We start from the raw sequence: 15,600 nt of genomic DNA, 5'->3' as shown, positions 1-15,600 counted from the left end.
ACCCTACCCGCAATTTCAAGTACCGGGCAAATTGCGGAGGTTTTCATCCATGTACGATCGATCGCCCAAAACCTCCAGCAGTGGCCCGTGCACCTCAAACTTAACAATACTGACAGAAGCTGCTAAAGCGGCAATGCGATCGCGATAACGTCCCAAATCAATCCCCAACAAACTGCACAGAATAATCCTAATAGTTGCTTTGTGCGAGACAACCAACACATTACCGCTCTTGTACTTTTCCTGAATTTCTGCGATAACTAAGGAAGCTCTACTGGCAATTTCCACGGAAGTCTCGCCGCCGTTTGGTGCATTCCAAGCAGGTTCAGTCAGCCAATTAATATAATCTTCTTCGTATTCTTTTTTGACCTCTTCTACTGTTTTGCCTTCCCACTCACCGTACTTAATTTCCCTCAGTCCGTCGCGAAGCTGCATTTCAATTCCCACAGCATCGCACAAAGGTTTTGCAGTAGCAATAGTTCGTTTCATCGGACTGACATAAACAGCATTCCAAGGCAACTTTGCGTAAGTAGCAGCAAACTGTTCTGCCATTTGAGAACCTTCGGGCGTTAATTCTGGATCGATAGCGCCGCAGAAGCCACCTGTTTGGCTGTAAGTCGTCTCACCGTGTCGTAGAAAGTAGATTTTTAAGCTCATAAATTACTTAATTGTGATATCAAATCCTGTTTATTCTTTAGTCCGCGAAGGCGGACTTCGCTTGTGTAGTAGCGGTTTCAACCGCCGAATATTTCTTGTTTATTTTATCATATTAGCAAAAGAGTTTAAAAAACTCCTTCAAATCATCGAGTGCAGGATTATCCCAATCCCAAATATCTTTTTTGTGTTTCATAACATAATCAAACCCAGACATACTGCATTTCCTGCCAGCTTGTTGCTGTTCGTTATCTGAGCAAGTATCATACCTGAGATAGATGCTTACCCAGAATTTATCAAAACCTTTCTGGTTAATTTGCTGTCCCTGGCTTTCTATGCAGGTTTTCCAGCTATCCAAACAATCAGCATGAGGAGATTCTCTAGCCTTTATTGCCTTTAAAAGCGTTTCCAGTTCGCCTTTACCTTCAAAATTTGTAAAGTAACAAGCCAATTTTGCATTTGTTCCATAATTTGTACAAATATCGATAAATTGTTTAGTGCTTGACAAGCTTGCAGCTTCAAACACTTGTTTTATACATCTATCTACGAATTTCAGCCGTTCTTGCTCTGAACACTTATCAATATCGATAATAATTCCAATCTTTTCGATGTCTTTTCGGTCAATCTTTCTTGGTAAATTTTTTAAAGCTTTGATTAACTCTGTTTCGCTCAAGCCTTCCAAACTTTTATAATCATCTATATAAATAGGTGGATCTACCTGGATATCACAGTTTAGTTTCTCAACCATTGCCTGCATGAAAATTTTATCATTTTTACTTTCTACTATGACAATATTACTCACCTCTCACTCCTTCTTGATGCTCAATGGCATAACTAAGAGTTTCCAAATCGAGCCGACTTCCGATTATTTGATTTGTTTTGAGTTTCCTTGCTAGTTCAAAATATGCGCTGCTGCATTCCTGATTTTGTTCTAAACCCACATCCGCAAATGCTTGAAGCATCTCTAAACTGTGCGTTGTAGCAAAAATCTGCGTATCCATTTCAACCGCCAACCGAAATAACACTCTCCAAAACTCCCGCTGACTTGTATGGTGTATGCCATTTTCTATCTCATCAATTAGCAGTATTTTGTGTTCGCTGTTTACCAGTTTAAGGATTATTTCTGCAACTCTGTTAATGGCATCTCCAAACAATGATAAAGGCAAACGCTTTTCGCCTTTCCTTCTCAAGTAGAGCGTGGGTTCCCCGATCGAAAAACTGTCTACTGATTCTATTGAATAGTCGAGAATTTGAAAAGCTTTCAAAACTTCGCTATCTTTTTCATTCAAACGCGCCAGGTCAAATAGTTCCGTGAGATTCCTTTCAAAAGACCTCATACAAGATGGAATAAAATGCGGTTCTTTAACATTAGGACGACTGCCAAACCCCATTTTTTTTGATGAAGTAGCTATTGCAACGGAATTAACAGTTTCTTGATTGTATCGAGTTAATTTGATATTTAGGACTGACAAATCATCTTTATCCTTCAAGAATAACTCTCTTAATCTTTCTACATTTGTGTCTGAGAAAATATTGTCTACATTTCCAGATTCATCTAACCAAATTTCTATTTTATCTACGACATTACTTTCATCTTTTCCATGAATTACTATAACTGCGTCTTTGTTGAGGGAATAAAACAAGTTGTCCCATTCCCTTTTATATATGGATTCTATTGATTCTATCCATTCTGAGGATTCTGACGATGCTGACGATTCCATTCTCAGCTTTTTTAATGCGAATATACTTCTACCGTCGGGATCGTTATAGAGAAAAAGTGCTTCTAGCAATGCTGTCTTGCCAGCATTATTTTTACCGCCGATTAAATTTACTCTTTCAAACCCAGAAATTTTGATTTGCTCAAAACACCTAAAATTTTGGATTTCTATTTCTTTAAGCATTCCCGCCTCTTTTGAATGTACAAATCCTAAACCACCATTGATTTATGATAAGATTAATTCTATCTTAGTTGTTTTACTTCATCCGCAACAAGCAACGAACGTCATGCAGAATATAGACCTCTTTGAAGTCATTGAACGCGATCCGACCAAGGTGAGTGGTGCATGGATATTTCGGGGAACGCGCGTACCTGTTGCCGCCTTTTTCGAGAACCTTAAAGATGGGGCCTCTATTGACCAGTTTCTCGAATGGTTTCCGGGAGTAACTCGCGCCCAAGTTGAGGTATTACTCGATCGCGCCCTAGCCTCGTTAACGCAGATGGCACAAGCATGAAGATATCGATTAACCCGCAAGTCCGCCGGGGGTTGAAAACCCCCGTCTCATAGCGAAAGTCCTCTAAAAGAGGACTGAAACGCCAATTAAATAAACCACTTAATTCCTAATTTCAAATCTCAAATCTCCAATCTCAAATCAATAATTCCCAATCTAACATCTAAAATCTAAAATCGATAGTCGGTTTCAACCGACTTTTGCTATGAGACAGGGGTTTTCAACCCCTGGCGGACTCGCGGACTAACGACAGATTTCTCATAACAACTAAAAAAAGCCCTCAATTTCTGAGGACTTTCTTTTCAGACAGCGATCGCACCTACCCAGGAGCACCCGATCGCACGGTTTGATCTCCTGTCGTTGTCGGATCTTTCGTTTCCTTCGGCGCTTCCGGCGAAACCGGGCCCGCGTGCGGCCACTTCCAGTCGCGGATTTCCGGCATATCATCGCCGTGTTCGTTGATATAGTGCCTGTGTTCGATCAGCTTGTCACGGACAGCTTGTTTGCCGTAAGCTGCGACAGAACTCAGTTTGGGAACGCGATCGAGTACATCTCCAACTAAATGGAATCGATCGAGGTCATTAATCACCACCATATCAAACGGCGTCGTAGTCGTTCCCTCTTCCTTGTAACCCCGAACGTGAATATTCGAGTGATTTGTCCGGCGATAAGTCAAGCGGTGAATCAGCCAAGGATAGCCGTGAAAAGCAAAAATCACCGGCTTATCTTTCGTGAACAAAGTATCAAAATCCTTGTCAGACAAACCGTGGGGATGTTCGCTAGCAGGTTGCAGCGTCATCAAATCCACCACATTCACCACCCGTACTTTTAAATCGGGATAATCTCGGCGGAGAATGTCAACCGCAGCCAAAGTTTCCAGCGTCGGAACATCACCCGCGCAAGCCATCACCACATCTGGTTCGCCACCTTTATCGTTGCTGGCCCACTCCCAAATGCCGATGCCGGCGGTACAGTGTTTAATCGCAGAATCCATATCCAAATACTGCAATGCCGGCTGCTTCCCTGCAATAATCACGTTGACATAGTGGCGACTGCGGAGACAGTGATCCGTTACTGACAGCAAAGTATTCGCATCGGGCGGCAAATAAATCCGCACCACTTCCGCTTTCTTGTTAATTACGTGGTCGATAAAACCCGGATCTTGGTGAGAAAAACCGTTGTGGTCTTGCCGCCAAACGTGAGAAGTTAGCAGGTAGTTGAGAGAGGCGATCGGTCGGCGCCAAGGAATGTCGTTAGTAGTTTTCAACCACTTGGCGTGTTGGTTGAACATCGAATCGATGATGTGAATAAACGCCTCGTAGCAGGAGAAAAATCCGTGGCGTCCCGTCAGCAAATAGCCTTCCAGCCATCCCTGACATAGATGTTCGCTGAGGACTTCCATCACCCGGCCATCGGGGGAGATGTGGTCGTCTTCGGGCAAAATTTCCCCCGCCCACACCCGGTTCGTCACTTCAAACACCGGATCGAGGCGGTTTGAGGCCGTCTCGTCAGGCCCGACAATGCGGAAATTGGCGTTCTCCTGATTCAGTGTCATCACGTCTCGCAGGAAGCGGCCGGAAACGCGGGTTGCTTCTGCCATTACAGTGCCCGGTTTTTGCACGTCAACGGCGTAGTCTTCAAATTTCGGCATTTTCAAGTCTCGCAGCAGCAGGCCGCCGTTAGCGTGGGGATTTGCCCCCATGCGCCGAGATCCCTTGGGTGCGAGTTCTGCTAATTCGGGAATTAACTTGCCGTTTTCGTCGAAGAGTTCTTCCGGCTTATAGCTTTTCATCCAATCTTCCAGGAGTTGGACGTGTCCCGGCTTAGAAGCCATTTCCGAAAGTGGGACTTGGTGCGATCGCCAATAATCCTCAGTTTTCTTACCGTCAACTTCCTTCGGCCCCGTCCAGCCTTTGGGAGTTTTCATCACAATCATCGGCCACTGGGGACGGCCGGAATAGCCCTCTGTCCGGGCTTTTTCCTGAATCGCCTTAATTTCGCCGATCGCGGTATCGAGAGTTGCAGCCATCAACTGGTGCATGGTTTCCGGGTCTGAACCTTCCACCCAATAAGGTTTGTAGCCATAACCGACCATCAAACTTTCCAATTCCTCCTGCGGAATGCGGGCCAACAGAGTTGGATTGGCAATTTTGTAGCCATTCAAGTGCAAAATCGGCAACACCGCCCCGTCGCGAACCGGGTTGAGAAACTTGTTAGAATGCCAGCTAGCAGCCAAGGGGCCGCTTTCGGCTTCCCCGTCACCGACAACGGCCGCCACAATCAAATCGGGATTGTCGAAGACGGCACCGTAAGCGTGGACGAGGGCGTAGCCGAGTTCGCCGCCTTCGTGAATCGAACCGGGGGTTTCCGGGGCGACGTGGCTGGGGATACCGCCGGGAAAGGAGAACTGTTTGAACAGCCGTTTGATACCCTCTTCATCTTCGGAAATGTTCGAGTAATATTCGCTGTAAGTGCCTTCGAGATAGGTGTTGGCGACCAAGCCCGGCCCGCCGTGTCCAGGGCCTGCGATGTAGATGGTGTTGAGGTCTTGGGCTTTGATGATGCGGTTGAGGTGAACGTAGATGAAGTTTAAACCTGGAGTAGTGCCCCAATGTCCGAGGAGTCTCGGTTTGACGTGTTCGATTTTGAGGGGTTCTTTGAGTAGGGGGTTGTCGAGGAGATAGATTTGTCCGACGGATAGGTAGTTTGCCGCCCGCCAGTAGGCGTTCATTTTGTGTAGTTCTGAGTCGGAAAGCGGCTTTAATTGCGGGAGATCGGTTGTTCCTAGCATCATCAGCGATTGACTCCTAAGTTGTGGTTGTTTTGTAAAGTGCGATCGAGAAGTGCGATCGATATTAATTTGTTATAGCAGACTTTTTGTATTTAACCTCCATGTCTTCCACGCAAACTATTGAATTCTAGCTCGTTTATGCCTAAATTAAAGTTTAAATCAATGTTAATTTCTGGCTAAACATCGCACAGTTCTGCTCGAATAAAGGCGACGATTTTCGGGGATCAAGGAATTCAGCAATAGAAAATAGGATTTACACCAGATTTTTCGTAGAGTGTGCATTGCGAACCGATCCGTATATATTGCGAGTGGTGCGATATGTTGTGCAAGTACCGAAAAATATACTTCTCAAGGTAGAACTCATCATGATTTATACCTAAAGTTGATTGTACTTTGTGCCTGCCGATAGCTGATACCGGTTATCAAAAAAAATCCAACTGTAGGCAATATCCAAAGATTTATGTCCTCAGTCATTCCCAATCTAAAATTTAAAATCTAAAATGGTATGACTTTTTTTATCTTAAAGTTTTTTGTGTTCGTTGAAGCTCAGGGTAAAAGGGTGAGCAATTTTTATAATTTAGAGATTTATCAAGAAGTTAAAAAGATATATAGCCTTTTTCAGTAACATGAGGTGCTCTCGCGGGCATAGGCCTCCGTGGCCTCCGTGGCCTCCGTGGGCATCAGTTGCGAGCGGTGTGTACCTCATTTTATTGAGAACCGCTATAGCAAGGCTATTTCATTTGTAAACGGGCTTTTTTTTATGAATCGCAGAGGCGCAGAGGGCGTAGAGGAAGAGATCCGAGAGAAAGGAATTGCGTATAACAACCAATACATATTATCTAATTATTAACCCAAAATTTAGCTAAGCTGAGGCGCATCTAAATTTGACAATCAAATTCGAGCAAATTCTTGTGGGGATTAGGGGCCCTAGCGTTCCGCCCGCCCAAAAATACAATTTAGATGCGTAAAAGCTTAACACCTGGCAATGAATTAGCCAAACTCCCGGTGCCTGTGGCGGTGATGCTTGTAGGAGAAATACTCGCATTCTTGTTTGGGTACTGGAAAGTTTTCGTCGTTTGGGTATGAACAAGTCTCGACTCCTGGCGATCGCACTATAATAGCAAATACATACATATAGCCTTTCTCATTAACATGAGGTGCTCATAGGGCATAGGGCATGGGCATAGGAAGGAGCCCGCATACCTCACCACGCTTGAGAACCGCTATATTTCATAAGTACCAAAATTTCTATGACTATCAAAGAATTAGAAGCGCAACTTCTGGCTTTAACGCCAACCGAGAAAGCTCAAATCATCCAATTATTAACCCAGAACTTAGCCAACACCTGGCAAGGAATTAGCAAGACTCCCGGTGTCTGCGGCGGTGATGCTTGTATCAGAAACACTCGCATTCCTGTTTGGGTACTGGAAAGTTTTCGTCGCTTGGGTATGAACGAGTCTCGACTCTTAGATAACTATCCCACACTAACGGCTACTGATTTAGCAAATGCCTGGACTTATGCGGCAGCTTTTCCCGATGAAATTGAAATAGCTATCCGCGAAAATGACGAGGATTGAAATGATGGCGCGTCTTTATGGTGACGAACAATTTCCCCGAGAGGTTGTAGAATTGCTGCGCCAGATGGGGCACAATATTCTGACAGTGCAAGAAGCCGGAAAAGATAACCAAAAAATTCCTGACGAAGAAGTGTTAGCTTTTGCAGTCAATGAAAATCGAGCTGTTTTAACTCTCAATCGCCGTCATTTTATTAGACTGCACAGCTCACAGCCTGACCATGCTGGTATTATTGTCTGTAAGGCAGATGATGACTTAGCAAGAATGGCGACTAACATTAATGAAGCTATTTCCTCACTTGCAACATTAACAGGTCAATTGATTCGCGTCTATCGTTCTGGGTCGCCATCTATATCTTAAGCGATCGCCACAAAGTAAACTCAAGCAATCTCAATCCGAAAATCACTGCATCGGTTTGATTGCTGGCTAGATGCCATCGCCGATATTTCCCGCTGAAAAAACTTAGGAGGCGACTAAAACAGGGCTCTCTGAAATCCGGCAAACATTGGACACAGTTGGCTGGTGGGAAACGACTCGCAGTTCGTGAGAATACCGGGGACGCGGGTCATTTTCTAACCAGATGGGCGGTACCATCATCACTTCATAGTAAGCGATCGTATGCAAAACCCCGGGCTGGGACTTCAACTCCACTGTCAAGCCCGCTCGGTACTCAAATGCTTCTTCCCAGTCTAGGTTTTCATTCATACCCATAGCGATCGCGCCTCTTAATCTTGTTTCTTTTGTCCATTGTAGAGCGGTACATAAAAGATTGGGTACTTTCTGTTGCTTATGATACAATTTTTAACCTTATATGTTCGATCCCTGACAATTGAGCAGAGAGGAGCAATTGTCAATAAGTAAATAGGATGATTTTGCTGACGGGTGACAAGTAAGCAGAAAAGCTAGGCTTGACAAGAGTTGGAGTTGAGATGTCTCAAAAAAATAGGGGCGATGGAACCGCGCAGACGTTTATGAGACAAAGGAAGAGAACCGAAGAGAATTTTAAGGACGGAAGTACAAACCAACTTTTGCCAGCTTGTCTAGTATTTTATAAATAAAGAAACTCCGTTTTTTTAATAAACCGGGTTTCTGGATGAGTGAAAACTCAACTAATTTCACTTAGTTTTCTTCTTTGTCGCTGTCGCCGTATTTTTAGCAAGCGAGATCCTGCTTCATTTCTTTTTGGCAGATGTCTAATACTCAAAGTAAAATATGGCATAATATAAATATTAGTTTCATAGCTTTGCACCTATGACCGCCCAAATCACCCTAAATCTGCCAGATGAAGTCTATCACCAAGCAGAATTGCTAGCGCAGCAACGCCACCGCACCGTGAGTGAGATTCTAGTAGAAACTCTGGAAAATTTTCTCTTACCAACCGCTAAACCAGTATCAGCACTGTCTGATTCAGAAGTAATCACTCAGACTCAACTCCGGCTGCAACCACTCCAAGAACAACGATTGAGTGAATTGCTAGACCGCCAACAATCCGGTACGATCGCATCTGTAGAACTGGCTGAATTGCAGGGCTTAATCCACATATATGAAACTCGACTATTGCGACAAGCTCAAGCCTTAAATGAAGCTGTGCGGCGCGGCTTGCTCGAACCATTAAAAGGATAAGCAAAATGGCGATTTCCGAACAAGTTCGAGCCAGAGTTCGCGCACAAGCTCAAAACCGATGCGGTTATTGTCGCAGTTTACAAATGTATGTTTTGGGAATACTGGAAATTGACCATATTATTCCTAAAGCGATTGGCGGTACTGACGAAGAAGAAAATCTCTGGCTGGCTTGTAGTCTGTGCAATAATTACAAAGGAACCCAAACTGACGCATTTGATCCGGTCACGCAAAAGCACGTTAAGTTGTTTAATCCGCGCACTCAACAATGGTCACAAAATTTTGCTTGGAGTGAAGACGCTACAGAAATTATTGGACTTACAGATTGCGGCCGCGCAACAGTCACAGCACTACAACTAAACAATAATATTGCTGTTACTGTCAGGCGTCAGTGGGTTAGTGCTGGATGGCATCCGCCCACAGACATTTCTCCTTAAAAGGTTTGAGGGTTACAAATGGTCGATCGCACATATCGTCTTTTTGGTGGTCCAGGAGATTTTAGATCAGGGCGAGGTCAGGGATAGGGGGTTTGGGCGATCCGTCACGCAAACGCGCATCAAGTCGTTTCATCCGCGCACTCAACGGAAAGAAACTCCCGAATGATTGGTACTAGCAGTTTTTCAAACTGAAGAAAATCTTTTTTTTCTGTTCGTTGACATACCCATTCACAGAAGATTTTCTTCTTTAACGTCTTCGTAATACTTTCCCCACCATCTCCTGTGTCTTTAGTGTTTACGTTGTAAAAATCGTCTTTAAACAATTCAACTGGTAAAAGATTTTCAATACCTTTTTTGGCTTTGGTATTGGTGTTATTCTGAGGTATGCAACGAATTGAGAGATAGCCAACATTGTCAGCCTGTTTATTTGTATCACAGTCGTAAAGCAATAATACTCGTCGGGGAAAGCGGTTGTGATTATTCTCTAGAAATTTTCGTGCAGTGTCCAAGCTAGTACACCCGCTACCTTCTGCACCTTTTTTTCCGGTCTTGCCAACCTCATCGATTTCTAATTGCTCTAGAATATCTGTATGCCCTAACAATTCCAAGGCTTTTTTGATGTAAGCAACATCTGTCTGTCCCTCGGTTAATACTAAAGGTTTAGATGTCGCTAACACTTGTTCTTCAACTGTATTCTCGAAGATTTGCGTCTGACGGTAGAACTCGAATGATTTTAAAAACTCCTCAAATCTTTCCGTACTAATTTGCTTACCTGTAGGCATTTCCAAAATCTGAATACCTTCAGCACCAAACTCATGCTCCATGCCAAGCAGAAAAAGTGGTGCGTGTGAGGTAATAATAAATTGTACTTTTGGAAATAGCTTAACTAGCTTAGGAAGAACTTTGTACTGCAAATCTGTATGTAGATGAGCATCTATTTCATCAATTAAGATAATTCCCTTAATTTCATTGAGGTTAATGCTGTTGTTAATATTGGCCATATCTGCGTAGCGAATGATTGTAGCAAACAGATTGAAGAGTAAAGCCTGCCCCGCTGAAAGGTGCATCAATGACGGGACAATAACACCATTTCCAAAGCGAAGGGCAACCCGTCCATGTACTGCATTTCGGTAATTCAAAATCATTTGAGCGTTTTCGTCTTCAAGAACTGCACGAAGCAATTTCTCAACATTTTGTCGCCCAACTTTGAGCAAATACTTGTCTGGAAGATATTGCGGCTGCGGTTGAAAGTAGATTGGTGAAGCCTCCTCAAGGTTAGGTACTCCTACAACAAAGTCTCCATCTACAAGCGAGTCGAGTAAAACATCCATTAACCATTGCTGATTGTCTTCGGCAGCCCGTTCAACAATCAATGGTTTTCCAAGCACTCCTGACATCCGTTGATTGTTGCTAAACAGAGGTCGATCCTCTACTGCACTAAAATTCAACCAATGGGGACGCTCATGGCGAGAGGATGGAAAAAAACAGACTGCTCCTGTGTGGAAAAAAGTTTCAATCTGTTTCTCATCTCCTGTAGCTACCTTATAAACTGGTTCATTTTCTGGCCATGATTGTACTGGCTCAAATCGACCTCTTAGTTTTATTGTGTAGATCTGTGGATCGATTTGACCCACTTTTTCTATATAACAGAACTTATTGTCTGCGTCTGAGAATTCTAACAGGCAAAGGGTGCTTCCAGATAAAGAGCGGATATCTCCACCGCTAGTTACCTTGAAAAACGGACTATGGCCAATCTGTTGTCCTATCGCTATATCACTAAACTTCTTCTTCGCTAATTCTGCTAGCGCATCAAGAACATAGGCTAAAAAAATGGTTTTTCCTGTTCCATTCTTACCTACCAGAATAATCGGTTTTGGATTTCCAAAAGTATCTAAATCCAACTCAACATCGAACTCAGGAATCGGTCCAACATTTTGAATGAAACATTTGCGGAGATACATCTTAGATATTTAAGCTTTAAGCAATTTGGGAATAATTAATATTATATGTGTCTTTGCCTAAACTTGTACTTGTATTTAAGCAATTATTCTGATACCTTGTAACTCTATCAGATGTAGATTCGAGCGCTCTACTACATTCAAACCCAATTTGAAGGACTGAAATCTTTACTACCAACCTCAGCTTGTCAAATAGTTTACCCACAAAGAAACCCGATCGCACTTGGGGCGATGCCCCCGTGCCCACCGGGTTTCTGGGATGACGGAAAACTCAACTAATTTTACTTAGTTGTTTTCTTGGCTGTTGTGGCAGTCGCCGTCTTCTTAGCAGTGGTTTTCTTCGCCGCAGTCTCCGTCTTTTTAGCAGTGGTTTTCTTCGCCGCAGTTTCTGACTTCGCCGCAGTAGTTTTCTTCTCTGCAGTCTTCTTCGCCGCAGTCTCCGATTTCGCCGCCGCAGTCTTAGTTGACTTCTTCGACTTGCTGCTAGATTTTCCGCCGCCCGCTGCTTCCTTCGCTGCTAACAAATCCAGTGCTTTTTGTAAGGTGAAATTCTCCACAGATTCATCCTTAGCCAAAGAAGCATTGATATCGCCGTGTTTGACGTAGGGCCCATAACGGCCGTCGTAAACATTGATAAGTTCTCCCGATTCTGGATGCGCGCCCAATTCCTTCAAAGGTTTAGCTGTTTTGCTGCTGCCGCGGGCGGCTTTCGGTTGCGATAACAATTCTAATGCCCGATCGAGCTCGATCGTCAAAACATCATCCGGCGGTTTGATCGATCGATAATCTTTCCCCACCTTACCCTGGTCATGCACCACATAAGGCCCGTACATCCCCAAATTAGCTTGCACCTTCGCCCCCGTCTCCGGGTGAGTGCCCAACAACCGAGGTAAAGTCAACAAACTCACCGCCATATCCACCGTCACGCTATCCTTATCCGTCCCCTTCGGTAAAGAAGCCCGCTTCGGTTTCTTGTTCGTTTCCGAAACATCCCCTAACTGAACGTATGGCCCATAACTGCCAATCAGCACATAAATCGGTTCCCCGGTTTCTGGGTGAAGACCCAATTTTTCCGGGCCTTCCATTTTTTGCTTTAACAGAAACTCCACTTGTTCCGGGTCTAAATCTGCAGGCGTCAAATCTTGGGGAATCGATGCTTTTACCAGGCCTTCTTCGCTTTCAGATTCCAGGTATGCGCCGAATTTGCCGATGCAGACTTTAGCAGAAATATTCTCCAGTACCACAGTTCGGGCAACTTTCGCATCAATCTGACTTTCCTGTTCTTTAACTTGGGTTGCGAGTCCGGTTTCCCCTGTATAAAACTTTTGCAAATACGGCAACCATTTCGCCTCGCCGGTGGCAATTTCATCGAGGGTTTGTTCCATTCGGGAAGTAAAACCGGTGTCTACTAAATCGGGAAAATGTGTTTCCAATAAAGTGGTGACGGCGAAAGCGGTGAATGTCGGAATTAGGGCATTAGCTATTAATTTCGCATATCCCCGATCGACAATTGTACCGATAATACTCGCGTAGGTACTCGGACGGCCCACACCTTCGCTTTCAAGCATTTTCACCAGAGAAGCTTCCGTGTAGCGGGCGGGAGGTTGAGTTTCGTGCCCGATCGCCCCTAAATCCTTACAATTAGGTTTATCCCCCACCTTCAGCGCCGGCAAAATCACCTCCTGGTCTTCCAACGCCGCATTCGGATCGTCGGAACCTTCCACGTAGGCGCGCAAAAAGCCTGGAAAATCAATGCGTTTCCCGCTGGAACGGAAACCGGCATCTTCTACCTGAGTTAATACAGTGACGTGAGTTTGGCGGGAATCGGCCATTTGAGAAGCGACAGTCCGCTTCCAAATCAAATCATAGAGGCGGAAATCAATCCCATCCAATCCCGTTTGCTGCGGAGTCCGAAAAGTGCTGCCGGCGGGACGAATAGCTTCGTGGGCTTCCTGGGCGCCTTTGCTTTTCGTGGTGTATTTGCGCGGTTGGGGGCTGAGGTATTCGCTACCGTAAAGTTCTTGCACGCAACTGCGCGCCGCTTCGATCGCCTGTTCGGACAAATGCACCGAATCCGTCCGCATATAGGTGATAAAACCGCGTTCGTACAGACTTTGGGCAATTCGCATGGTTTCCCGCGCACCCAGCCTCAGTTTGCGGTTAGCTTCCTGCTGCAAAGTCGAGGTCGTAAACGGCGGCGAAGGTTTGCGGGTGACTGGCCGTTCTTCAATATTCCCGACAGTCCAAGGTTTGTTTTGAATGCGTGAGAGTAAAGCCCGCGCCTGTTCTTCGTTGAGCAAAAGTACACGGCGGCCTGCGATAATTTGCCCGGTATTTTCATCAAAATCGCTGCCGTTTGCAACTTTCACATTGCCGACAGTCACGAGTTTGGCATCAAAGGAAATCTTGCCCTTTTCCAAAAGGGCTTTTAAATCCCAGTAACTACCTTGGCGGAAAGCGCGGCGTTCCCGTTCCCGCCGCACCAACAGGCGTACAGCGACTGACTGCACTCTACCGGCGGACAAACCCCAAGCGATTTTTTTCCACAGTAGCGGAGAGAGTGTGTAACCGACGAGTCTGTCGAGAATTCGGCGAGTTTCTTGGGCTTGTACAACTCGATTGTCGATATCGCGGCAGTGAGTCAAAGCATCGCGGATTGCTTCGCGGGTGATTTCGTGAAACACCATCCGCTTGATGGGAACTTTGGGTTTGAGGATTTGCAGCAAATGCCAGGAAATGCTTTCGCCTTCCCGGTCTTCGTCAGTGGCTAGAATCAGTTCTGTGGCGTCTTTGAGGGCGTCTTTGAGTTCTTTAACAATTTTCTTTTTATCTTTCGGGATGACGTAGAGGGGTTCAAAGTCTGCTTCCACGTTTACGCCCAGTTGCGCCCATTTTTCTCCTTTAACGGCTTCTGGTATTTCTTCGGCGGAGGATGGTAGGTCGCGGACATGGCCCATCGATGCCTCTACACGGTAGGTGGAGGGCAGGAAGTTGCGGATGGTGCGGGCTTTGGTAGGAGATTCGACGATGACTAAGGTTGACATGGCATCTTTTAAATATGGATGGCAGCGCAGCTAGAGGGTCTAAGTTAGAGAGTTTAGGTCAGATGTCAAGGCTTCTTTCAACTTTGGGCGATTATTTTCAAACTACCTTAATTTTTAACTTACTGCCGATCGGGTGGCAGGTGACAATGTGATGGGATTTTACTGCTTTGGGGGCAGAGGCTGCGAATCGCCTCTCTACAAGATGCACGGGATGATGACCTGACTCTAGCAGAATTGTCGCTAACTGGATGTTGAGACTGCGGGATGCGGGCGGATGGTTCCTCAATCTGGTTGTAACTTGAAGGCTGGGGCGATCGATTGCGCGATTTTAGATTTTAGATTTTAGATTTTAGATTGGGAAAGATTTACTGAGTAGAGGTTTGGGATTATCGATCGGGCGATTTTAGATTTTAGATTTTAGATTTTAGATTGGAAAAGATTTACTGAGTAGAGGTTTTGGACTTTGGTACAGTACGCTGTGCAGCATCAGCGTGGCGATCGGAAGGAAACCCATCACAGAAGGTTAAAATTACTTGAGCGATCGCTCAATTCTATGAACAATGCTATGACATTTGAATTCGACCATCTTTTCATCTTTACTGATATTGGTGCTTCCGAAGCTAATCGTTTATCATCCTTTGGTTTAGTTGAGGGTGCATCTCGCATTCATCGCGGACAAGGTACAACCAACCGCTCTTTCTTTTTCCATAACGCAATGTTGGAATTGTTATGGATTCACGATCCAGAAGAGGCGAAGTCTGAGCCAATTCATCGGACTCGTCTTTGGGAGCGATCGACAAATCGGAATAATGGTGCGTGTCCGTTTGGCATCTGTTTGCGTCCAGCCAAAGGTTCTGAGGACACAGTTGCATTTTCTAGTTGGGCATATCGTCCACCTTATTTATCTGAAACGATGAGTATCGCGGTAGGAACAAATAGTGATGTTTTGACTGAGCCCATGCTTTTCCAAATTTCCTTTGGTAAACGTCCAGATCAATACTCTGCTGATAAGTCACAGCCTTTGGATCATGGTGTTGGTTTACGTGAAATTACTCGCGTAGAATTAGTCAGTCCTGCTGCCAATAATCCGTCACCTGAACTGCAAGCAGTGGTTGAGACAAATCAGCTCAAGTTACGGATGGGAACCGAGTATTTTGTGGAGCTTGGTTTTGATGGAGAAGTGCAGGGACAACAGGTAGATTTTCGACCGGGATTGCCGCTTATTATCAGTTGGTAATCTCAAGCCGTAAAACAATTAATAATATGGCTTCAGTATCCAACGAACTGCGAGCGTT

At 44.9% G+C, this 15,600-nt stretch carries 14 protein-coding genes; 7 read left to right on the top strand and 7 right to left on the bottom strand.

Features of this window, described 5'->3' with window-relative positions; translation table 11 throughout:
* Positions 1-15: 15 nt before the first annotated feature.
* The 3 genes from QUA00_RS02980 to QUA00_RS02970 all read right to left on the bottom strand — a co-directional run bounded on the left by QUA00_RS02980 (position 16) and on the right by QUA00_RS02970 (position 2,552).
* Positions 16-654, bottom strand: coding sequence for a histidine phosphatase family protein (locus QUA00_RS02980; RefSeq protein ID WP_333408639.1), 639 nt, complete (start codon positions 652-654; stop codon positions 16-18).
* 112 nt (positions 655-766) lie between these two features.
* Positions 767-1,453 (bottom strand): DUF3226 domain-containing protein, encoded by a 687-nt coding sequence (locus QUA00_RS02975; protein ID WP_333408638.1) that lies wholly within the window; start codon positions 1,451-1,453, stop codon positions 767-769.
* Positions 1,446-2,552 (bottom strand): AAA family ATPase, encoded by a 1,107-nt coding sequence (locus QUA00_RS02970; RefSeq protein ID WP_333200833.1) that lies wholly within the window; start codon positions 2,550-2,552, stop codon positions 1,446-1,448. Before QUA00_RS02970 ends, QUA00_RS02975 begins: the two co-directional genes overlap by 8 nt.
* A 37-nt stretch (positions 2,553-2,589) precedes the next feature.
* On the opposite strand from QUA00_RS02970, the gene QUA00_RS02965 reads away from it, so the two are divergent.
* A complete protein-coding gene (locus QUA00_RS02965) occupies positions 2,590-2,883 on the top strand; it encodes a DUF433 domain-containing protein (RefSeq protein WP_333408637.1) in 294 nt (97 codons plus the stop codon).
* Positions 2,884-3,199: 316 nt separating this feature from the next.
* Here QUA00_RS02965 and QUA00_RS02960 read toward each other — a convergent pair whose 3' ends face one another.
* Complete coding sequence (locus QUA00_RS02960) at positions 3,200-5,674, bottom strand: phosphoketolase family protein (RefSeq protein ID WP_333408636.1); 2,475 nt, start codon at positions 5,672-5,674, stop codon at positions 3,200-3,202.
* Positions 5,675-6,660: 986 nt separating this feature from the next.
* On the opposite strand from QUA00_RS02960, the gene QUA00_RS02955 reads away from it, so the two are divergent.
* From QUA00_RS02955 to QUA00_RS02945, 3 genes are all read left to right on the top strand, one after another.
* Positions 6,661-6,789 (top strand): DUF433 domain-containing protein, encoded by a 129-nt coding sequence (locus QUA00_RS02955; protein WP_333308398.1) that lies wholly within the window; start codon positions 6,661-6,663, stop codon positions 6,787-6,789.
* Between the two features lie 132 nt (positions 6,790-6,921).
* On the top strand, positions 6,922-7,248 hold the full coding sequence (locus QUA00_RS02950; RefSeq protein ID WP_333144268.1) for a DUF433 domain-containing protein: 327 nt from the start codon (positions 6,922-6,924) through the stop codon (positions 7,246-7,248).
* 4 nt (positions 7,249-7,252) lie between these two features.
* Positions 7,253-7,606, top strand: coding sequence for a DUF5615 family PIN-like protein (locus tag QUA00_RS02945; protein WP_333025693.1), 354 nt, complete (start codon positions 7,253-7,255; stop codon positions 7,604-7,606).
* Positions 7,607-7,708: 102 nt separating this feature from the next.
* On the opposite strand, the gene QUA00_RS02940 is transcribed toward QUA00_RS02945, so the two are convergent.
* On the bottom strand, positions 7,709-8,044 hold the full coding sequence (locus QUA00_RS02940) for a hypothetical protein (RefSeq protein ID WP_333408635.1): 336 nt from the start codon (positions 8,042-8,044) through the stop codon (positions 7,709-7,711).
* Between the two features lie 453 nt (positions 8,045-8,497).
* Between QUA00_RS02940 and QUA00_RS02935 the strand changes: the two genes are divergently transcribed.
* Together QUA00_RS02935 and QUA00_RS02930 are read left to right on the top strand one after the other, a co-directional pair.
* Positions 8,498-8,869, top strand: a complete 372-nt coding sequence (locus QUA00_RS02935; protein WP_333408634.1) for a hypothetical protein — start codon at positions 8,498-8,500, stop codon at positions 8,867-8,869.
* A gap of 5 nt (positions 8,870-8,874) precedes the next feature.
* On the top strand, positions 8,875-9,303 hold the full coding sequence (locus tag QUA00_RS02930) for an HNH endonuclease signature motif containing protein (RefSeq protein WP_333408633.1): 429 nt from the start codon (positions 8,875-8,877) through the stop codon (positions 9,301-9,303).
* 119 nt (positions 9,304-9,422) lie between these two features.
* On the opposite strand, the gene QUA00_RS02925 is transcribed toward QUA00_RS02930, so the two are convergent.
* Entirely contained in the window at positions 9,423-11,264 is a 1,842-nt protein-coding gene (locus QUA00_RS02925; RefSeq protein ID WP_333408632.1) for an AAA family ATPase, read from the bottom strand.
* 278 nt (positions 11,265-11,542) lie between these two features.
* Positions 11,543-14,305, bottom strand: coding sequence for a type I DNA topoisomerase (gene topA, locus QUA00_RS02920; protein ID WP_333408631.1), 2,763 nt, complete (start codon positions 14,303-14,305; stop codon positions 11,543-11,545).
* A 463-nt stretch (positions 14,306-14,768) separates the two neighbouring features.
* Between topA and QUA00_RS02915 the strand changes: the two genes are divergently transcribed.
* Positions 14,769-15,542, top strand: coding sequence for a hypothetical protein (locus QUA00_RS02915; protein ID WP_333408630.1), 774 nt, complete (start codon positions 14,769-14,771; stop codon positions 15,540-15,542).
* The last annotated feature ends 58 nt before the right edge of the window (positions 15,543-15,600 follow it).

It is taken from the genome of Microcoleus sp. T2B6 (genome assembly GCF_036700475.1).
GTDB lineage: Bacteria > Cyanobacteriota > Cyanobacteriia > Cyanobacteriales > Microcoleaceae > Microcoleus.
Note: the sequence above shows the minus strand (reverse complement) of the source record. Positions and strands in the feature narration are given on the sequence as shown.